Raw genomic sequence first — 19812 nt, 5'->3', positions numbered from 1 at the left:
GCCCCGCCCGCAGACGCGTCCTGACGCCACTCTCGAGCCCCCCTCCACAAGACCTCCAGAGGGGGCGCGGCACGGCACCACGACGGCCTCGACGATCCCGCCGAAACGGCACCGCCCGCCGGGCGCTTCACGAACAGGACGGTTGTTCCCCTCTCGGTACGGACGGGCCCATGGGTGGGTGACGCCACGAGTCGGGCGTCTCACCGCATGACGGCTCGCCCCGTTCGGCGGAACGTCTCGCGGCAGCGGCGTGCCGTCGGCCCCGCTGAGCAGTAACGAGGTTGTGAGCGAATGAGGTCGGGGCACGTCGGCCTGGGGGTTCGGCTCGTGGGTGATTCAGCAGGTCAGCGAGCTGACGAGCACGAGTTCGGTGCTCGGCTTACGTCGGGAGGCCCGTTGGGCGGCCCGGTCGGAGACCAGACTGGCGATGGCCCGGTGGGTAGCCGCGTAGTGCTCACGTCGTCCGAGGAAGCGTTGCAGCGGACGCCACTGCTTGTGCTCGGCGTTGGCGTGCTCGACACAGATTCGCTCGGAGGACTGGCGGCGCCGTTGCTCGCGCCACGCGTACTGCTCGCCGAGCGGCGCATCTTCCTTCGGCTTCTTCGGCGGGGCACTGACCTGGTCTGGAAATTCGTTGGCTAGGCCCCGGTAGCCCTCGTCGACCTCGGCTTTCACTTCCGGATGGAGGCGGAGTTGTTCGGCGATGCCCTCGGTGCGCATCGCGGTCTGGTCGTGCATGCGGCCGGGCCGGTCGGCGCCCGACCATAGGGTGCGGCCCTGGCCGTCGCTGATCGTGGTGGTCTTGCAGGTGTTCTGCTTCTTCTTGCCGGACACGAACGCGCGGCGGCCGGGCTGGTGGGCTTTCGGGCGGCGGACCTGAGTCTCGGTGCCATCAATCCGCAGTTCACGCCCTCCGCCTGCGCGTAGGCGAACACGTCGGCCAGGGTCCGCAGCCGCACCCCGGGGCGGGCCGGGACGGCGAAGCCCGCTCGGCAAGCAGCGGGCGGATCTCACCGATCGCTCGGGTGATGGTGGACCGCTCCAGGCCGTACAGCTCTGCGAGCGCGGCGTGGGGGGAATCAAGGGGCCGTCACTTTAGGCGCGTTGCGGCGGTTCAGCCCAAGGGCTGGGCTTCACAGCCACCGCTTGGCTGCCTCGACACTGTCGCCGCCGCTGGTGTTGAACGCGATCGCGGCCCCTGGTGCATGCCGCCGGACCAGGTTCACGACCTGCTCGAAGAACGTCACAAGGGGTTCAGGTTTGCGTATTCCACCCCCGATGACGACGACGTCCCAGTCTTGTTCGGAAAGTGCCGATACCACCGTGGACCCGGCTGCTTCGTCCGGCGCGATCAGCGTCATGGAAGCGTCGATGGCGTGTTCGCCAAAACGGGCCAGTTCCTTGTCCAGGACCGCGCGCATGGCGTCCCCGTCCATACCAGGCACCGCGTGAGGGTCGAAACCAAGAATGAGAACGGAAGGCATGCTATGCATGACGATCAGCCCACCGTGCCGGTTCCCGTTGCCCGAAGCTGCCATCCCAATGGCAATCCCCATCCGAGACGCAGGGCGCTACCCGAGTCGGTGGCGGCAACACCGCGTGAGACGGCGGCTTCGCTCACCACCTCGTAACGGGGTGGTGGGGCCCAGGGCCGGCGCAGGGGGGCGGGGTTCTCGGTCCTTCCGGCAGCCGGGGCCGGCCGGAGACGGTGAAGGTCACCGTGTGAGGTCTCTCCCGGTCAGGTGTATTTGCCGAGCTCGCCGGCCTGGAGGGCGGCTTGGTCGTTGATGCCGATGACGTAGCCGTCCGGGTCGCGGAAGTAGAACATGCGCTGACCGGTGTGGTCGGTGTCGGTGTCCTTGATGATCTCGGCGTGCCGGGAGATGCGGTCGTGGGCGCCGTCGAAGTCGTCCACGCCCAGGTAGAACATGCCGGCGAAGCCGATGGGGGTGTCGGCCAGGCTGGGCAGCCAGTTCTTCAGATCGGCGTTGCTGTAGAGCATCCCGCAGAATCCGCCCTGGTAAAGCAGCATGTGGATGTCGTCGCCGGGCCGGGCGGTGCTGGAGTCGACGTCGAAGCCGAGCTGTTTGTAGAAGGTGATGCTGGCCGCGGTGTCCTTGACGCTCAGGCAGGGAGCGAACGGCATGAGTCCTCCATGGTCGGGTGCGGCCTCCACCGGGGTGCGGGCGCAAGGGGCCGGCATGAGCCGCCGAGCACCCCCGGTTCCTTTCTCCGCCGGTCCGGGCGGCTCCGCACGCCGGGGGCCGCCGTCCGGTGACGGCCACAGCCGCCCTGAGCGGCTGCGTCAGCGGGTGCTGCTGATGCAGAAGGGCTGGCCGGAGGGGTCGAGCAGGACGGTCCAGTGGTCCCCACCCGGCTGGTGAGCGGGCTTCGTCGCGCCCAGTTCCAGGAGCCGCTTCTCCGCCGCCTCGACGTCGTCGAACCTGATGTCCATGTGAAAGGCCAGTTCGTCCTGGGGCCAGCTGGGGGCCTTGAACGACGCGGCGGACCAGAAGACGTACATCATGTCGCCGACCCAGACCGGGAAGGCCGCCGGGCTGCCGTCCTCGTCCCGGTACGGCTCGGAGACCTGCGCGCCGAGGGCGGCGGCGTAGAACTCCGCGAGCTCGCCCCCGTCCCCGGCCCAGATCGCGTGCGACAGGACCTTGCCGGTCAAGGCGCCACCGGCGTGTGCGTCGACCATGGTCTTCTCCTCTGTTGCAGGTCGGCTGGGCGGTTCCCGCCCTCCTGAGCCGACCGTAACGAGCATGTAGGGCGGAGAATGTCCTATATGGGGCTCGGTGCAGGCTGCGGGGGCGGGTGCCGTGACGCGTGGGTAACGTGAGGGCCATGGCCTATGACGAGGTGCTGGCGGAACGGGTCCGGGAGCTGCTGGAGGAGGGCGAGGAGATCGTCGCGAAGAAGATGTTCGGCGGGCTCGTCTTCATGGTGCAGGGGAACACGGCGGTGGGCGTGGTCGGCGACGAACTGTTGGTGCGAGTCGGCCCGGACCGCACCCCACGGGCCCTCGCCAGGCCGGGCGCACGACCCTTCGAGTCCCGCGGCCGGGTCTCGAAAGGCTGGGTACTGGTGGCAGGAGAGGTCCTCGATGACGACGTCCTGGACGACTGGCTGCAACTGGGCCGGGAAGCCGCTGCCGGACTTCCGCCGAAGTAACCCCTCCACGCTCACCGCGTGCTCTTGCAAGAGGTGACGGACGCCCGGGACTCACGGACGCGGGGGCGAGGCGGACGGTCCGGGGACGGCGGCCGCTGTCGGCTGTGGTCAGGCCGCGCAGGCGGGCCGGCGGCCGTGGTGGGCGGCCATCTCCTCGAACAGGGCGCCGACGTCGAGCGGTGAGCCCTCGGGCAGCCCCTGCTGCTCGGCGTACGCGCGGTGCAGGTTGGGCAGCAGCCGCTCGGAGTCGAGGAGTTCGGCGTACGGACCGAGGTCGGCGGCCCGGGCGGCCTCCCGAGGGCTCGCTCCGGCGGCGGCGCCCTGTGCGGCCAGGTCCTGGAGCCAGCGCAGGTAGGCCTCGTTGGCGTCGAGGAGTCCGGGGCCGCCGACCGGGCCGTGGCCGGGGACGAGGGTGGTGGCGCCGAGGTCGCGCAGCCGCTGCAGCGCCGCCAGGGAGCCGGACACGGACCCCATCACGCAGAAGGGCGTGACGCCGTTCATCACGAGGTCGCCGGTGAACAGCACGCCCCGGTCGGGCAGCCAGACGACGGTGTCGTCCGTGGTGTGGGCGGCCGGCCCGATGTGGATCAGCTCGGCGCGCAGTTCGCCCACGTGGAGGGTGGTGCGGTCGGTGAAGGTGAGGTCGGGCGGGGAGATCTCGATGTCGCCCCAGCAGACCTCCGGCCACAGCCCGGCCATGTGCAGTCCGGCGGCCCGGACCATGGCTCGGGTGCGGGCGTGGCCGATGGTCAGGGCCTCGGGGAAGACGAAGTTGCCGTACGTGTGGTCGCCGTGGAAGTGCGTGTTGACCACGGCGCGCGGCGGCCGTCCGGCCAGGCCGAGGGCGGTCTCGCGCAGGCTGCGGGCGCGCCGCTCGGTGGCGGCGGTGTCGACGAGGGCGCAGGAGCCGCCGCCGGTGAGGATGCCCGCGTTGTTCAGGCACCAGCCGCCGGGCGGCTGGACGTACGCGTGGACGCCGTCGGCCACCTCGGTGAGGGTGGCGGCGGCCTGATCCTGCGCGCTGGTGCCGGGCACGGTCCACGCACCTCTCTTCTGGCTCGTACGGGCCGCCTGCAGGGCCGTCGGGGAGTGCGGGCGGGCTGCGGGCGAGCGGGCTGAGGGGCTCGCGGTCGCCCGCGCCCCGGGCCCCGAGCCTGGCCCGGCAGCCTGGACCTGCGCTCGAAGGGGCCTGGCGTCCGCCTGTAGAAGGCTGCCCGGTGCGTCGCGAGCCGTCCCGTACGGGTCCCCGGCCGGAATTCGAGCCGGGCTGTAGCGGCCGCGCCCAAGCTGGCGATGCGAAACCGGCCGTACCCCGGTGCCTCCGTGTCGAAAGGGCCCGCATGAGCATCGTCGAGGAAAGACCACTGGAGAGCGTGCGAGAAGAGTTCCGCTTCGCCTCGCTCCGTGAGCGCACCGCCGAACTGAGTGCCGTACGGGCGCTGGCCGAGGCCGGCCCCAGCGAGCGCGCCACCGCCGCCCAGCACGCCAAGGGCAAGCTGACGGCCCGCGAGCGCATCGACATCCTTTTCGACGAGGGGACGTTCAACGAGGTCGAGGGGCTGCGCAAGCACCGCGCCACCGGCTTCGGCCTGGAGGACAAGAAGCCGCACACCGACGGCGTCGTGACGGGCTGGGGCAAGGTCCACGGCCGCACCGTGTTCGCGTACGCCCATGACTTCCGGATCTTCGGCGGTGCGCTGGGCGAGGCCCACGCCGAGAAGATCCACAAGCTGATGGACCTCGCCGAGGCAGCCGGAGCCCCCATCGTGGGCCTCTGCGACGGCGCCGGCGCCCGCATCCAGGAGGGCGTCACCGCGCTCGCCGGCTACGGCGGCATCTTCCAGCGCAACGTCCGCAGCTCCGGCGTCATCCCGCAGATCTCCGTGATCCTCGGCCCCTGCGCCGGCGGCGCCGCCTACTCCCCCGCCCTCACGGACTTCGTGTTCATGGTGCGGGGCACCTCGCAGATGTTCATCACCGGCCCGGACGTGGTCCAGGCCGTCACCGGCGAGGCCGTGACCATGGAACACCTCGGCGGGGCCGACAGCCACGCCGGCTCCTCCGGCGTCGCCACCTTCGCCTACGACGACGAGCAGAGCTGCCTGGAGGACGTGCGCCACCTGCTGTCGCTGCTCCCCTCCAACAACCGTGAACTCGCCCCCTCCGGCGACCTCGAAGACCCCGCCGACCGCCGCTGCGAAAGCCTGCTGGACCTGGTTCCGGCGCGGCCGACGCACGGCTACGACATCCGCGACCTCATCGAGGAGGTCGTGGACCACGGGGACTACTTCGAGGTCCACAGCCAGTGGGCCCAGAACGTGGTCTGTGCGCTGGCGCGCCTCGGCGGGCAGGTGGTCGGGATCGTGGCCAACCAGCCGGCGCACCTGGCGGGCGTGCTCGACATCCAGGCCTCCGAGAAGGCGGCCCGGTTCGTGCAGTTCTGCGACGCGTTCAGCATCCCGCTGGTCACGCTGATCGACGTGCCGGGCTTCCTGCCGGGCGTCGACCAGGAGCACAACGGCATCATCCGGCACGGCGCGAAGCTGCTGTACGCGTACTGCAACGCCACCGTCCCGCGGATCAGCCTGATCCTGCGCAAGGCCTACGGCGGCGCGTACATCGTCATGGACTCGCGGTCCATCGGCGCGGACATCGCGCTGGCCTGGCCCTCGAACGAGATCGCGGTGATGGGCGCGGAGGGCGCGGCCAACGTCATCTTCCGGCGCGAGATCGCTGCCTCCGACAACCCGGAGGAGACCCGCGCGCAGAAGATCAAGGAGTACCAGACCGAGCTGATGCACCCGTACTACGCGGCCGAGCGCGGCCTCGTCGACGACGTCATCGACCCGGCGGACACCCGCACCCGGCTCATCGCCACGCTCGACATGCTGCGTGCCAAGCACGCCCAGCAGCCGAGCCGCAAGCACGGGAACCTCCCGCTGTGAGCGCCCCCGACGAGCGGACCGCCCTGGCGCTGGCCGCCATCAGGATCACCCGGGGCAACCCGACCGCCGAGGAGGTCGCGGCGCTGGCCGTCCTGCTCACCGCCCGGCTGCGGATGCAGCACGAGGCGGAGGAAGCGCAGGAGCAGGCGCAGGCGACGGTGCACAAGCTCCCGCTGCGGCCCCGGCCCGCGTTCGCGGCGCCGGGCGCCTGGGCCTCGTAAGGCCTCGCAACCCCTCACCGCACCCGCACCCGCACCCGCACCCGCACCCGCACCCGTCATACGCGATACGAGATCTATGGAGGCCTCGTGCGAAAGTGGTGGCCGCTCGCAGCGGTCAGCCTGGGCGTGTTCATGCTCCTGGTCGACGTCACCATCGTGATCGTCGCCCTGCCGGGCATCGGCGCCGACCTGGGGACGTCCCTGTCCGACCTGCAGTGGGTGATGGACGGCTACGCCCTCACCCTGGCGGCGCTGCTGCTCGGCGCCGGCTCGCTGGCGGACAAGTCCGGCCGGCGCCGGGTCTACACGGGCGGCCTCGCCCTCTTCGCGGCGGCCTCGCTGGTCTGCGGACTCGCCGGGGACCCGGCGGTGCTGGTCGCGGCCCGGGCCGTGCAGGGCGTGGGCGCCGCGGCGATGCTCGCCACCGCGATGGCCCTGCTGAACGTCACCTACCAGGGCAAGGACCGCGGCATCGCCTTCGGCGTCTGGGGCGCCGTCAGCGGTGCGGCCGCCGCGGTCGGCCCGGTGCTCGGCGGGGTGCTGACCGAGTACCTCGGCTGGCGGTGGATCTTCCTGGTCAACCTGCCGGTCAGCGCGGCGGCGATCGCCCTGTCGCTGAAGGTGCTGCCCGAGTCCCGCAATCCGAAGGCCGGCCGGACCGACTGGGCGGGGATGGCCTCCTTCACGGTGGCCGTCGGCTCGGTGGTGTACGTCCTGATCCGCGGCGGCTCGCAGGGCTGGACCTCGGGCACCTCGCTCGGGTTCGCCGCCCTGGCCGTCGTCGCGCTCGCCGCCTTCCTGGTGGCCGAGGCGCGCGGCAGCCACCCCATGCTGGACCTCTCGCTGTTCCGCCGGGCCCCGTTCGTCGGGGTGATGCTGTGCGGGCTGCTGTTCTCCGCGGTGGCCTTCGCCTACCTGCCGTACACCTCGCTGTGGGTGCAGTCGGTGCTCGGGCTGAGCCCGGTCTCCGGCGGCCTGGTGGTGCTCCCGATGAGCGCGGTGGCCTTCGTGGTCTCCGCGGCCGCCGGCAAGCGGCTGCCCAAGGTGCCCGCCTGGCTGGCGCTCGGCGGCGGCCTGGCGCTGATCGCCGCGGGCAGCCTGCTGCAGGCCCGGCTCGACGCCGATGCGAGCTGGACCGTGCTGGTGCCCGGCCTCGTCCTGACGGGGCTCGGCGTCGGCATCGTCTCCCCGGTGTTGGCCGCCACCGCCATGGCGGCCGTACCGCCGGAGCGCGGCGGCATGGCCAGCGGCGCCATGAACACCTTCCGCCAACTCGGGCAGGCGCTGGGCATCGCCGTCTTCGGCGTCGTGCTCCAGCAGGGCCTGACCCGGGCCCTGGACTCGGCCGGGGGCGCCGACGCGCTCGGCGGCTCGGCCGCCACGGCGCTCGGCAGCGGGCAGGCCCACGAGGTCATCGCCCGGGCGCCCGCCGGACAGCTGGACAGCGTCGTCCACCTCGTCCGGCAGACGTTCGCCGAGGCCCTGGACGACGTCATGCTCGCCTCCGGCATCACCGGCCTGGCCGGTGCCGCCCTGGTGGCCCTGCTCATCCGCACGGCGGCCCCGGCTCCGGCCCGGCCCGCCGGCTCCCCGGCACCCGCGGCCGAGGGCGGCGGCGTCAACGGCGACGCCGCAGCACCGCTCCAGACCGCGGGGAGGTGAAGCGCCGGCGCCGGGCCGCCGCCCGTGCGGCGCCGCCCGGCGCCGGCCCGTCCCTGCCGCACTCCGCGGGATCCCGCACCCCGCCGGATCCCGCACCCCGCCGGATCCCGCGCCCTGCCGGATCCCGCACCGCCCGCTCCAGACGCACAGGGGGAATACGAACGTGTCTGCGTACTACGTCGAAACCAGAATCAAGCTGGCGCAGGACCAGCTCGCCACGGCCGCCGCGCTCGCCGACTCCGGCCTGCACGACGACTACGTGGTCTACGAGGGCCCGCAGGGCTGGTCCTACGCCGGCGGCACCCTCGCCCAGCTCACCCTGGACCGCTCCGGCGCCCGCCTCTCCCACGAAGGAGAGACGTTCCTGCCCTGGGACGGCAAGCCGCTGCAGCAGGTGCAGAGCCTGCTCGCCACCCTCCCCGTCGACGGCTGGCGCGCCTACGGCTGGGCCGCGTTCGAGCTGTCGTACGCCAAGGACGGCGCGGTGGACCACGTCGGTGACGAGCGGCTGCTCCACCTGGTCGTGCCGCGCACCGAGGTCCGCCTCGGCGAGGGCACGGCCCTGGTCCGCTCCGCCGACCCGGCCGGCCTGGTCGCCGCGCTCGACGTGCTGCGCTCCCCCACCCGCCCGGCCGGCGGCAAGGTCGCGCAGATCGACGTCCGCGGCTTCGACAAGACCGACTACCGCAGCTCCGTCGAGTCGGCCGTGGCCGAGATCAACGAGGACAAGCTGCAGAAGGTGATCCTCTCGCGGGTCGTCGAGGTCGAGAACGACATCGACCTGGTGGAGACCTACGTCCAGGGCCGGCGCGGCAACACTCCCGCCCGCTCCTTCCTGCTGCACCTCGGCGGCGTCGAGGCGGCCGGGTTCAGCCCCGAGACCGTCGTCGAGGTCGAGGCCGGCGGCCGCGTGTACAGCCAGCCGCTCGCCGGCACCCGCGCCCTGACGAAGGACCCGCAGCGCAACCGCGAGCTGCGCGAGAACCTGCTGTCCGACCCCAAGGAGATCTACGAGCACGCCATCTCGGTCAAAGTCGGCACCGACGAGCTGACCGACGTCTCCGAGGAGGGCTCCGTCGAGGTGCCCGAGTTCATGGCCGTCAAGGAGCGCGGCAGCGTCCAGCACCTGGCCTCCCGGGTCACCGGGCAGCTCGCCGACGGCTTCGGCACCTGGGACGCCTTCGGGGCGGTCTTCCCGGCCGTCACCGCCTCCGGAGTCCCGAAGGCCGCCGCGTACGACGTCATCCGGCAGTACGAGCCCGAGCGGCGCGGCCTGTACAGCGGTGCGGTGCTGACCACCGACCAGAACGGCGAGATGGACGCGGCGCTGGTGCTGCGCTCGGTCTACCGCCAGGGCGGCCGTACGTGGCTGCGCGCGGGCGCCGGGATCGTGGGACAGTCCACCGCGGCCCGGGAGTTCGAGGAGACCTCCGAGAAGCTGGAGAGCGTCTCGCGGTTCCTGGTCGCCACCACGCAGGACCAGGACCAGGGCCGGGGCCAGGTCCAGGTCCAGGAGCTGGGCCAGGGCCCGCAGCGGGAACAGGGCCGGGACCGGGGCGGCCGCCGTGCGGCTTGAGCACCTGTACCTCGCGGGGGTCGCCGCCGTGCTCCCCGAGGTGGTGGAGACCGAGCAGGCGGTCAAGGAAGGCCTGCTGGACCCGGCGGTGCGCGAGGCGTCCGGCATCGTGTCGGTCGCCGTGGCCGGGGAGGTCCCCGCGCCCGACCTGGCCGCCGAGGCGGCGGCCGCCGCGATCCGCCGCTCGGGCCGCCGGCCGGAGGAGTTCGCGGCCCTGCTGCACAGCGGGGCGCACTTCCAGGGCCCCGACGGCTGGTCCCCGCAGCACTACGTGCTGCGCAAGGCGCTGGACGTGCCCATCCCGGCCCTGGAGGTCCGCCAGGGCTGCCTGGGGATGCTCGCCTCGCTGGAGCTGGCCGCGTACCGGCTGGCGGCCGACCCGGCGCGGCCGGCGGTACTGCTGACCGCGGCCGACAACTTCGGCACGCCGATGGTCGACCGGTGGCGGGCCTCCGGGCTGTTCCTGCTGGCCGACGGGGCGGCGGCGGCCGTGGTGACACGTGACGGCGGCTTCGCCCGGGTGCTGGCCGTCGGCTCGCTGTCGAACCCGGAGATGGAGGAGTTCAACCGGGGCGGCGAGGTGCTGTTCCCGCCGCCGGTGACGGTGGGCCGGCCGCTGAACCTGGAGGCCCGCCGCCAGTACTGGCGCGACCAGTGGGCCCAGGGCGTACTGCCCCCGATGGGGAACCTCGGCGAGCTGGTCGCCGACGTCGCCGCGCGGACCCTGGCCGAGGCCGGCGTGGCCATGGAGCAGGTCCGGCGGGTCGTCCACATCGGGTTCTCCCGGGGCCCGCTCACCGACACCTTCCTGGACCCGCTGGGGATCGACGCCGAGCGCGGGGTGTGGGAGTTCACCCGCCGCACCGGGCACGCCGGCGCCGTCGACCCGTTCTCCGGGCTCCAGTACCTGCTGGAGACCGGCCAGGTGGAGGCCGGCGACCACGTGATGCTCATCGGCGCCGCGCCCGGCGCCGAGGTCACCTGCGCCGTCCTCGAGATCACCGGCGAGCAGGGCACCTTGTGACCGCCGCCCGCCCGGGCCCGGTCCGCCCCCCGAAGCGAAGAACCGAGGAGACCTGACGACCATGCTTGATGGCTGCACCCCTGCCGGCGAGGAGCTCGCCGCCGCGTACCGGGCGAACGGCTACTGGCGCGGGGAGAACCTGTCGGCCCTGCTGCGCTCCTGGGCCCGGACGTACGACGGCAAGACCGCGCTCGTCCACGGCACGACCCGCCTGACCTACCGCGCGCTCGACGCGTGGGTGGACCGGCTCGCGGCCGGCTTCCGCGCGCACGGCATGGCGCCGGGCGACCGGGTCGTCGTCCAGCTGCCCAACGCCCCCGAGTTCCCCGCGGTCTGCTTCGCACTGTTCCGCCTCGGGGCCGTGCCCGTCTTCTCCCTGACCTCGCACCGCGCCAACGAGATCCGCCACCTGCTGGAGATCTCCGGGGCCGCGGCCTACGTCCTGCCGGCGCGGTACCGGGGCTTCGACCACCTCGGGCTCGGGCTCGCGCTGCGGGAGGAACTGGATGCGCTGCGGCACCTGTTCGTCCTGGGCGAGGTGCCGGAGGGCTGCGGCGCGGTGCCGCTGGACGCCGTCGACGCCGAGCCGGTGGAGCTGCCCGAGCCGGACCCCGCCGACGTGGCGTTCTTCCTGCTGTCGGGCGGTACGACCGCGCTGCCGAAGCTGATCCCGCGCACCCACGACGACTACGCGTACCAGACCCGGACCGCGGCCGCCGTCAACGGGCTGACCGGCGAGGACGTCTACCTGGCGGCGCTGCCGGTGGAGTTCAACTTCACCTGGGGCTGCCCCGGGGTGATCGGCACGCTGGGCTGCGGCGGCACCGTGGTCATCGCCGACGGCCCGACCGCCGAGGACTGCTTCAAGCTGATCGAGGAGGAGGGCGTCACCTTCACCTCGCTGGTGCCCACCGTCGCCCAGCTGTGGCTGGAGACCGCCGAGTGGTCCTCGTACGGTCTGCAGACCCTGCGGACGGTGCAGATCGGCGGCGCCCCGCTGTCCGCGGAGCTCGCCGCACGCATCGGCCCGGGCCTCGGGGTGCGGCTGCAGCAGGTGTTCGGCATGGCGGAGGGGCTGCTGTCCTTCACCCGCGCCGACGACCCCGAGGAGGCCGTCCTCACCACGCAGGGCCGGCCGATCTCGCCCGGCGACGAGGTGCGGATCGTCGGCGAGGACGGTACGGAGCTGCCGCTCGGCGCCACCGGCGAACTGCACACCCGCGGCCCGTACACGCTGCACGGCTACTACCGGGCGGAGGAGCACAACCGGACGGCGTTCACCGCCGACGGCTACTACCGCACCGGCGACCTGGCCCGGCTCACGGCCGAGGGCCGCCTCGTCATCGAGGGCCGGATCAAGGACGTCATCGTCCGCGGCGGCGACAAGATCTCGGCCCCGGAGGTCGAGGCGCACCTGCTGACGCACCCGGCGGTCTCCCGCGCGGCCGTGATCGGCGTGCCCGACGAGTACCTGGGCGAGCGGATCTGCGCGTTCGTCGTCGCCGAGGGCGAGCCGCCGAGCCTGCCCGGCCTCAAGCAGGCGCTGCAGGAGCGGGGCCTGGCGGACTACAAGCTGCCCGACCGGCTCGAACTGGTCGAGGAGTTCCCGCTGACCGGGCTCGGCAAGGTCGACAAGAAGGCACTGGCGGCCGGCCTGGCCGCGGCGGCCCACTGACCCGTTCACGGCCACGGCCACGGCCACCAACCGAGGAGAGAGAGCCCCGATGACATCCCACTCCATCGCCGCTGCGGCCGAGACGGCCACGCCCGAGGCGGTGACCCTGATCCTGGGCCGGATCGCCGCCCGGTTCATGAAGGTGGAGCCCGAGACCCTGCAAGCGGACACCAACCTGGTCCACCGCGGCCTCGGTTCGCTGGAGATCATGCGGATCGTCAGCGAGCTGCGCCGCGCCGGCATCACCGCCGACGTCCGGGAGCTGGCGACGGACCCGACGCTCGGCGCGTGGACGGAGCACCTGCTCCGGGCGCATCCGGCGGACGAGATCGCGGCGAGGCTGGCATGAGCGAGGCCCGTACGAGCGCGGGCGCGGCCGGCGGCGACGGCGGCCTGCCCGGCCGGGCCCCGGCGCTGCTGGTGCGCGGCGGCTGCGTCTACACCGCGGACGCCGACGGCCGGATGCTGCCCTCCGGTTCGGTGCTGGCGGTCGGCGGCACGATCGCCGCCGTCGGCCCGGTCCAGGAGGTCGACGCGGCGGTGCGGGCCCTGCCCGAGGAGGTGCGGGCCAGGCTGCGGACGGTCGACGGCACCCGGCACCTGGTGCTGCCGGGCTTCGTCAACGCGCACTGGCACGAGATGTTCGCCCTGCGGCTGCCGTTCAAGGGCGCGCTGCGCGACCCGCGCGACGCCGGCGACGAACCGGGCGTCATGGCGCTGGGCGGCGACGTCCGAAAGATCTCGGCGATGTTCGACACCTTCCAGGACGTCGCCGACGGACTGACGCCCGGCGAGGCCGAGGCGATCGCCCGGTACTCGCTGTGGACCCAGCTGCGCTCCGGGACCACCGCCCTCGGCGACGTCGGCTCCTTCAACCGGCCCGAGGCCCTGGCGGCCGCCGCCCGCGCGGTCGGCATCCGCTGCTCCGTCAGCCACTGGACGGGGGACGCGGTCTGCGCGCCGGGCGAGGGCCGCCACCGCCTCACCCGCGACACCGACGCGGTACTGGCCCGGCTGGAGGACCTGCTCGCCGACTGCGCCGCGGACCCGTCCGGGCTGGTACGGGCGCAGGTCAGCGCCTCGTACATCACCAACGTCAGCGATGCGCTCGGCGAGGGCCTGAGCAAGCTGGCCCGCGCCTACGACGTCCCGTTCGCCACGCACGTCGGAGCGCTGCGCGGCGAGGCGGAGGTCATGCGGGCCGGCTACGGCACCACGCCGGTGCGGCGGCTCGCGGAGCTCGGGCTGCTCGACGAGCGGCTGGTGGCGGTGCACTGCGCCTTCCTCGACGAGCACGAGCGCTCCCTGCTGCTGCTGGCCCGCGCCCACGTCAGCCACTCCCCGGCCAAGTACGGGCCGACGGGCGAGTCCACGCTCAGCGAGACCCGGGCCATCCCGGAGCTGCGCCGGGCGGGGCTGGACGTGTCGCTGTCCACGGACGGCGGCGCGCTGCCGGTCGGCGGGATGGCGGAGGCGATGCGGGCCGCGTGGCACGGGTACACCGAGCTGTACGCGGACAACACGGCGCTGCTGCCGACGGACGCCCTGGCGATGGCGACGCGGATCGCGGCGCGGGCCCTGCGCCGGGAGGACATCGGCGCGCTGGCGCCGGGGCTGCAGGCCGATCTGGTGCTGGTGCCGGCCGACGACTGGCGCTACCTGCTCAACCCGCGGCCGCTGGAGGGGTTCTTGAACCTGGGCGGGTCCGCGGACGTGAGGACCGTGATCGTGGCGGGCCGGGTGCTGGTCGAGGACGGGCGGACGGTCCACCTCGACGAGGAGCAGCTGACCGCCGACTACCTGGAGGCGCTGGCGTCCTTCTCGACGCGCCGCCTGGGCATCGCGCCCGCGGCGGTCGCCGGGGTGCTGGCGGCACACGGCAGGGGGGCCCACGCATGACGGCAACAGGACAGGGACTGGGACTGGGACTGGGACAGGGGCAGGGCGGCATACCGGGGAAGGTGGCGCTGGTCAGCGGCGCGGCCGGCGGGATCGGCGCGGCGGTTGCGCGGGCGCTGGCCGCGGAGGGCCGCGCGGTGGCCCTGCTGGACCGGGACGCCGCGGCACTGCGGATGCTGGCCAAGGAGCTCACCGAGGACGGGCACCGGGTGCTGGCGGTCCCCGCCGACGTGGCCTCCCCCGAGGAGGTCGCGGCGGCGGTGGACCGCGCCGAGTCCGAGCTCGGTCCGGTCGAGGAGCTGGTCAACAGCGCGGGCGTGCTGCGGATGGGCCCGGTGCTGGAGCTGTCCGACGACGACTGGGAGACCACGTTCGCCGTCAACGCGACCGGCGTGTTCCGCCTCTCGCGCACCGTCGGCCGCAGGATGGCCGAGCGCGGCAGCGGCGCCGTCGTCACCGTGGCCTCGAACGCGGCGGGCACGGCCCGGATGAACATGTCCGCGTACGCGGCGTCGAAGGCCGCCGCGACCATGCTCACCAAATGCCTCGGACTGGAGCTCGCCCGCCACGGCATCCGCTGCAACACGGTGGCGCCCGGCTCCACGTACACGCCGATGCTGTACGGGATGTACGACCCGGAGGACGTCGCCCGCAGCTCCATCGAGGGGCTGCCGGAGAACTACCGGACCGGGATCCCGCTGCGCCGGATCGCCGTTCCGCCCGACATCGCCGACGCGGTGCTGTTCCTGCTGTCGGAGCGGGCCCGGCACATCACCATGCACGACCTCGTGGTCGACGGCGGCGCCACCCTCGGCGTCTGACACCCAGAAAGGAGATCGTCATGGGCATCCCGGCGATCGCACCCTATTCCATGCCCTCCGTCGGTTCCCTGCCCGTCAACACCGCGCGGTGGACCGTCGACCCCCGGCGGGCGATGCTGCTGATCCACGACATGCAGGAGTACTTCCTGCACCCCTTCCCGGCCGGCCGGCAGCCCCTGACGGACCTCGTCGCCCACAGTGCGGCGCTGCGCGGGCGGTGCGCCGAGCTGGGCATCCCGGTGGCGTACACGGCGCAGCCCGGGGACATGACGCAGGCCGACCGCGGTCTGCTGAAGGACTTCTGGGGGCCGGGCATGACGGTGGCCCCCGCCGACCGGGCGATCACGGCCGCGCTGGCGCCGGCCGAGGGGGACACGGTCCTCACCAAGTGGCGGCCGAGTGCGTTCTTCCGTACGGACCTGCTGCAGCGGATGCGCGCGCAGGGCCGCGACCAGCTGATCGTGTGCGGGGTCTACGCCCACGTGGGGATCCTGACCACCGCCAACGAGGCCTTCGCGCACGACATCCAGACCTTCGTGGTGGCCGACGCGGTGGCCGACTTCACCCCGGAGTTCCACCGGATGACGGTGGAGTACGTGGCCACGCGCTGCGGCATGGCCGTGACCACCGCGGACGTGCTCGGGCAGCTCGCCGGCCTCGCGGTGGAGGCGGTCCGTTGACCGGGCCCGACCACCCGCTGCTGGGCCGCATCCTGGCGGGCGGCCCGGCCCACGCCCCGCACTTCGCGCTGGTCCACCGGCCGGAGGCGGGGGCGGGCAGGGTGGACGTACTGGTCGGCCGGGCCGCCGAGGTGCCGGACGGGGCGGGGCTGGCCGGACTGCCGCTGCCGGCGGCGGAGGCGGAGGCGGGGGCCACAGGGACGGGGGCCCGCGGCCGGCACGAGCTGCTGGCGCTGCTGCCGTACCGGCAGGTCCGCGAGCGCGGCTTCGCGGCGCCGGACGACGGCACGCCGCTGGTCGCCCTGGAGATCCACGACCAGGAGGTGGTGCCGCTCGCCGAGGTGCTGCGGCGGCTGCCGCGGGCGGCGCTGCGGACCTCGGGCGGCGCCTTCGACATCGACGACGAGCGGTACGCGGCGCGGGCGGCGCAGGTGCTGGCCGAGGAGATCGGCCGCGGCGAGGGCGCCAACTTCGTGCTGCAGCGCAGCTGGACGACCACGGTCGAGGACTGGAGCGCGGAGCGGGCCCTGTCGTTCTTCCGGCGGATGCTGCTGGCCGAGCCGTCGGCGTACTGGACCTTCCTCGTGCACCTGGGCGACCGCACGCTGATCGGGGCCACCCCCGAGCGGCACGTCAGCCTCGCGGGCGGCACGGCGGTGATGAACCCGATCAGCGGCACCTACCGCTATCCGGCCTCGGGCCCGACCGTGACCGGGCTGCTGGACTTCCTCGCCGACCGCAAGGAGGCCGACGAGCTGTACATGGTCGTGGACGAGGAACTGAAGATGATGGGCCGGGTCTGCACCGACGGCGGGCGCGTCGTGGGCCCGTTCCTGAAGGAGATGTCGCGCCTGGCCCACACCGAGTACCTGATCGAGGGCCGCACCGGCCTCGACGTGGTGGACGTGCTGCGCGAGACGATGTTCGCGCCGACGGTGGTGGGCAGCCCGCTGGAGAGCGCCTGCAAGGTGGTCGAGCGGTACGAGCCGGAGGGCCGCGGCTACTACAGCGGGGTGGCGGCGCTGATCGGCCGCGATGCGGCGGGGGCGCGCACCATGGACTCGGCGATCCTGATCCGCACGGCGGACGTGGACCGGACGGGGGCGCTGCGCCTGGCCGTCGGGGCCACGCTGGTACGGGAGTCCTCGCCCGAGGCGGAGGTGGCCGAGACCCGGGCGAAGGCGGCGGGGCTGCTGGCGGCCCTGGAGCGGGAGCCGATGGCTGCGGCTGCGGATTCGGTCTTTGCGCCGGGCGCGGCGGCTGCGGCACCCGCACGGACCGCGGGGGCTGCAGCGGCCGACGGACCGCTCGCCGGCTGGTCCGCCGGGGTGTCGGCCGACCCGGCCGCCGGGTCGTTCGCCGGGCATCCCGAGGTCCGGCAGGCGCTCGCGGCGCGGAACTCGGCCCTGGGGTCCTTCTGGCTGGCCGACCCGGCGTCGCGGGCGGAGACCAGGCCCGGGCTCGCGGGCCGGCGGGTGCTCATCCTGGACGCGGAGGACACGTTCACGGCGATGGCGCAGCACCAACTCGCCGCGCTGGGACCGGAGGTGGCCATCCGCCGCTACGACGAGCCGTACGATCCGGCCGCGTACGACGTGGTGATCGTGGGCCCCGGGCCGGGCGACCCGCGCGAGAGCGGCCACCCCAAGATCGCCGCGATGCGGGCGGCGACGGAGGTCCTGCTGCGCAGCGGCACGCCGTTCCTGGCGGTGTGTCTGGGGCACCAGGTGCTCAGCACCCTGCTGGGCCTGGAGATCAGGCGGCGTCCCGTGCCCAACCAGGGCGTCCAGCTGAAGATCGACTTCTTCGGCCGGCCCGAACTGGTGGGCTTCTACAACACCTTCGCCGCGGTCAGCGCCGAGGACTCCTTCCGCTGCCCGCGCCGCCCGGGCACCGTCCGGGTCTGCCGCGACGGGGAGACGGGCGAGGTGCACGCGCTGGCGGGACCCGGCTTCGCCTCCGTGCAGTTCCACCCGGCGTCGATCCTCACGCAGAACGCGACGCCGATCCTCGCGGACCTCCTGGACGCGGCCCTCGGCCGCCTCCGATGCCCGTGACGACCGCAACGGCCGTGATCCCCGTGTTGCCGCCCGCGACGCCCGTAGCGCCCGCACCACCCGCGCCCGGCCCCGACCGTGGCCGTGGCCGTGACCGCCGTACGACCGCCTGCGACCCCGGAGGAGACATGTCCCCCACCGCCCTGCTCGACCTCACCCGCCAGGACGACCGCGTCTGCGAGCTCGACTCCACCATCATCGACCTGGTGCGCCGCCGCACCGAGCTGGTCACCGAGCTCCAGCAGGCCAAGGGCCGGGCCGGCCTGCCGCGCACGGAGCTGGGCCAGGAGACGCAGATGCTCAACCGGTACCGCTCCGCCCTGGGCGCCCAGGGCACGACGCTGGCCCTGCTCCTGCTCAAGCTGGGCAGCCGGCCCGACCTCCTCCCCGACGGCAGAAGCTGAGCCGTCCCCCGGAGGGACAACCGCTCGACAACCGCACGAGAGCGCCTCGTCGGCCAGTGGCCGAAGAGGCGCTCTCTTCGTTCCCCGGACCGCCCGAACAGTCCGGAATAGTCCGGTTCCCGGCCGCGTATGCCTAGACCTGAACTCAATACGAACTGGAGGCGGGCGGCCGCGTCCCGAACGGCCCCCGGATCTGCTTGCAACGGCCCCCGGCCGCTGCCTAGTGTGCTGAACGAGGGCAGGCAACAGGTACGGGAGATACGGCAGAAATTCCATCTCCGATTTCGGGCCACGGGGGGTTTGCGAAATGCCTCGCACCACATTCCTCCCGCCGGCCGGACCCGCGTCCCGCCGGCTCCACCGGACCGTGCACTGACCCGCGTTCCCGTATTTCCCCGGCGCCACCGCCGTGCACCACCCGCCGGCCGTGCCGGCGCCCAGGCCGCCGGCCCCTCGCCCGCATTTCAGCACGGGCTTTTTCGGAATTCAGGACCAGGGAGGAACAACGTGCTCGTTGTGACGGCAGCAGAAGCCCAGCAGTGGCTCATCGAGAAGATTGCCCACAAGCTCGGGGTGGAGCAGAGCGAGGTGTCACCCGAGCTGTATTTCGACGAGCTCGACCTCGACTCCACCGAGGCTCTGATCCTCGCCGGGGAAATGGAGAACTGGCTCGGATTCGAACTCGGCACCACGACCCTGTGGTACCACCCCACCATCAAGGACCTGGCCGCCTTCATCGCGGAGGAGTCCGCGACCCGCGCCGAGGAACAGCATGCGGCTGCGTCCTGACCGGACTCCGGCGGCCGTCCGCCGGCTCCGCGCCGCCGACGGCGGCGCGGGCACGGTGTACCTGGTGCACCCCGGCGCACTCGACGCCGAGGTGCACCGGACGCTCGCCGAAGCGCTGCCCGGCGGCACCGGCCTCACCGTGCTCGACCTGTCCGCGCTCCCGGAGTACTGGGAGGCCGCGCTGACCGGCGGCCGCGCCGCCACCACCGTCGAGGACCTCGCCGGCCGGCTGGCGGACGAGCTGGTCCGCGCCCGCACCGCCGACGGCGCGGACGGCCGCCCGTACACCCTCGCCGGCTGGTCGTTCGGCGGTGTGATCGCCCAGGCCCTGGTCGAGCGGCTCCCGGCCGGGCAGCGGCCCCGGCGGCTCGTACTGCTCGACAGCATCGCCCCCACCGATGCGTACAAGCCGTCGGACGAGGAGCTGAACCCCACACTGCTCCTCGGCTGGTTCGCGCTGTACCTCGGGGCCAAGCGCGGACAGCCGGTGGTCCCGGACGCCGAGCGGCTCGCCGGGGCCGGCATCGAGGACGGCCTGCAGGCCGTGCTGGAGGCCGCCGTCGCCGGCGGCGCCCTGCGTGCGGACACACCGGTGTTCGGGCTGCGCAAGCTGTACGACACGTACGTGGACGGCCTGCTGCGCAACAACCGGCTGACGGCCCCCTACCGGGCGGTCCCGTCGAGCGTTCCGCTGGTCCTCGTCACGGCCGAGGGCAGCCTGATCCCCGACGACCCCACCCTCGGGTGGGAGCCGCTGGCCCCCCACGGCCTCACCACGCACCGCAGCCCCGGCGACCACTACACCATGCTCAGCCGCCCGGACGCCGCCGCCGTGATCGCCCGGCTCGTGCACGCCGCATGAGCCCGCTCCTGGCAGGCCCT

The 19812-nt window shown here is 73.3% G+C and carries 20 protein-coding genes; 15 read left to right on the top strand and 5 right to left on the bottom strand.

What is annotated here, in order from left to right; genetic code table 11:
* Positions 1-336: 336 nt before the first annotated feature.
* The 4 genes from AB0F11_RS01385 to AB0F11_RS01370 all read right to left on the bottom strand — a co-directional run bounded on the left by AB0F11_RS01385 (position 337) and on the right by AB0F11_RS01370 (position 2704).
* Entirely contained in the window at positions 337-1014 is a 678-nt protein-coding gene (locus AB0F11_RS01385) for a transposase family protein (protein WP_362166951.1), read from the bottom strand.
* A 119-nt stretch (positions 1015-1133) separates the two neighbouring features.
* Positions 1134-1484: a hypothetical protein gene (locus AB0F11_RS01380; RefSeq protein ID WP_362166948.1), complete on the bottom strand. Its 351-nt coding sequence runs from the start codon at positions 1482-1484 to the stop codon at positions 1134-1136.
* A gap of 254 nt (positions 1485-1738) precedes the next feature.
* Positions 1739-2146: a VOC family protein gene (locus AB0F11_RS01375; RefSeq protein WP_362166946.1), complete on the bottom strand. Its 408-nt coding sequence runs from the start codon at positions 2144-2146 to the stop codon at positions 1739-1741.
* A 159-nt stretch (positions 2147-2305) separates the two neighbouring features.
* Positions 2306-2704, bottom strand: coding sequence for a VOC family protein (locus AB0F11_RS01370; RefSeq protein ID WP_362166943.1), 399 nt, complete (start codon positions 2702-2704; stop codon positions 2306-2308).
* A gap of 146 nt (positions 2705-2850) precedes the next feature.
* Between AB0F11_RS01370 and AB0F11_RS01365 the strand changes: the two genes are divergently transcribed.
* Positions 2851-3177, top strand: coding sequence for a TfoX/Sxy family protein (locus AB0F11_RS01365; RefSeq protein WP_362166941.1), 327 nt, complete (start codon positions 2851-2853; stop codon positions 3175-3177).
* Positions 3178-3285: 108 nt separating this feature from the next.
* Here AB0F11_RS01365 and AB0F11_RS01360 read toward each other — a convergent pair whose 3' ends face one another.
* Positions 3286-4212, bottom strand: coding sequence for an MBL fold metallo-hydrolase (locus AB0F11_RS01360; protein WP_362166938.1), 927 nt, complete (start codon positions 4210-4212; stop codon positions 3286-3288).
* 305 nt (positions 4213-4517) lie between these two features.
* Here AB0F11_RS01360 and AB0F11_RS01355 point away from each other — a divergent pair, with 305 nt between their 5' ends.
* From AB0F11_RS01355 to AB0F11_RS01290, 14 genes are all read left to right on the top strand, one after another.
* Entirely contained in the window at positions 4518-6122 is a 1605-nt protein-coding gene (locus tag AB0F11_RS01355; protein ID WP_362166936.1) for an acyl-CoA carboxylase subunit beta, read from the top strand.
* Entirely contained in the window at positions 6119-6343 is a 225-nt protein-coding gene (locus AB0F11_RS01350) for an acyl-CoA carboxylase epsilon subunit (RefSeq protein ID WP_362166935.1), read from the top strand. The genes AB0F11_RS01355 and AB0F11_RS01350 overlap by 4 nt, the downstream gene beginning before the upstream one ends.
* A gap of 87 nt (positions 6344-6430) precedes the next feature.
* Positions 6431-8005 (top strand): MFS transporter, encoded by a 1575-nt coding sequence (locus AB0F11_RS01345; protein WP_362166933.1) that lies wholly within the window; start codon positions 6431-6433, stop codon positions 8003-8005.
* Positions 8006-8168: 163 nt separating this feature from the next.
* Complete coding sequence (locus AB0F11_RS01340) at positions 8169-9581, top strand: salicylate synthase (protein ID WP_362166931.1); 1413 nt, start codon at positions 8169-8171, stop codon at positions 9579-9581.
* Positions 9571-10605: a ketoacyl-ACP synthase III family protein gene (locus AB0F11_RS01335; RefSeq protein WP_362166929.1), complete on the top strand. Its 1035-nt coding sequence runs from the start codon at positions 9571-9573 to the stop codon at positions 10603-10605. The genes AB0F11_RS01340 and AB0F11_RS01335 overlap by 11 nt, the downstream gene beginning before the upstream one ends.
* Before the next feature lie 61 nt (positions 10606-10666).
* Positions 10667-12280, top strand: coding sequence for an AMP-binding protein (locus tag AB0F11_RS01330; RefSeq protein ID WP_362166927.1), 1614 nt, complete (start codon positions 10667-10669; stop codon positions 12278-12280).
* 49 nt (positions 12281-12329) lie between these two features.
* Positions 12330-12629 carry a phosphopantetheine-binding protein gene (locus AB0F11_RS01325; RefSeq protein WP_362166924.1) on the top strand — a complete coding sequence of 100 codons (300 nt, stop codon included), beginning with the start codon at positions 12330-12332 and terminating at the stop codon, positions 12627-12629.
* Positions 12626-14179 (top strand): amidohydrolase family protein, encoded by a 1554-nt coding sequence (locus tag AB0F11_RS01320; protein ID WP_362166922.1) that lies wholly within the window; start codon positions 12626-12628, stop codon positions 14177-14179. Before AB0F11_RS01325 ends, AB0F11_RS01320 begins: the two co-directional genes overlap by 4 nt.
* 50 nt (positions 14180-14229) lie before the next feature.
* A complete protein-coding gene (locus AB0F11_RS01315; RefSeq protein ID WP_362167257.1) occupies positions 14230-15000 on the top strand; it encodes a 2,3-dihydro-2,3-dihydroxybenzoate dehydrogenase in 771 nt (256 codons plus the stop codon).
* 20 nt (positions 15001-15020) lie between these two features.
* Positions 15021-15680, top strand: a complete 660-nt coding sequence (locus tag AB0F11_RS01310; protein WP_362166920.1) for an isochorismatase family protein — start codon at positions 15021-15023, stop codon at positions 15678-15680.
* Positions 15677-17737 carry an anthranilate synthase family protein gene (locus AB0F11_RS01305; RefSeq protein ID WP_362166918.1) on the top strand — a complete coding sequence of 687 codons (2061 nt, stop codon included), beginning with the start codon at positions 15677-15679 and terminating at the stop codon, positions 17735-17737. The genes AB0F11_RS01310 and AB0F11_RS01305 overlap by 4 nt, the downstream gene beginning before the upstream one ends.
* Before the next feature lie 128 nt (positions 17738-17865).
* A complete protein-coding gene (locus tag AB0F11_RS01300; RefSeq protein ID WP_362166915.1) occupies positions 17866-18141 on the top strand; it encodes a chorismate mutase in 276 nt (91 codons plus the stop codon).
* A 507-nt stretch (positions 18142-18648) separates the two neighbouring features.
* Positions 18649-18930 (top strand): acyl carrier protein, encoded by a 282-nt coding sequence (locus AB0F11_RS01295; protein ID WP_361903351.1) that lies wholly within the window; start codon positions 18649-18651, stop codon positions 18928-18930.
* Positions 18914-19792, top strand: a complete 879-nt coding sequence (locus AB0F11_RS01290; RefSeq protein ID WP_362166913.1) for an alpha/beta fold hydrolase — start codon at positions 18914-18916, stop codon at positions 19790-19792. Before AB0F11_RS01295 ends, AB0F11_RS01290 begins: the two co-directional genes overlap by 17 nt.
* Positions 19793-19812: the final 20 nt, after the last annotated feature.

Origin of the sequence: Streptomyces sp. NPDC032472 (assembly GCF_040636955.1) — a bacterium.
Classification (GTDB): Bacteria; Actinomycetota; Actinomycetes; order Streptomycetales; family Streptomycetaceae; genus Streptomyces.
This window is presented reverse-complemented; position numbering and strand designations above follow the sequence as displayed.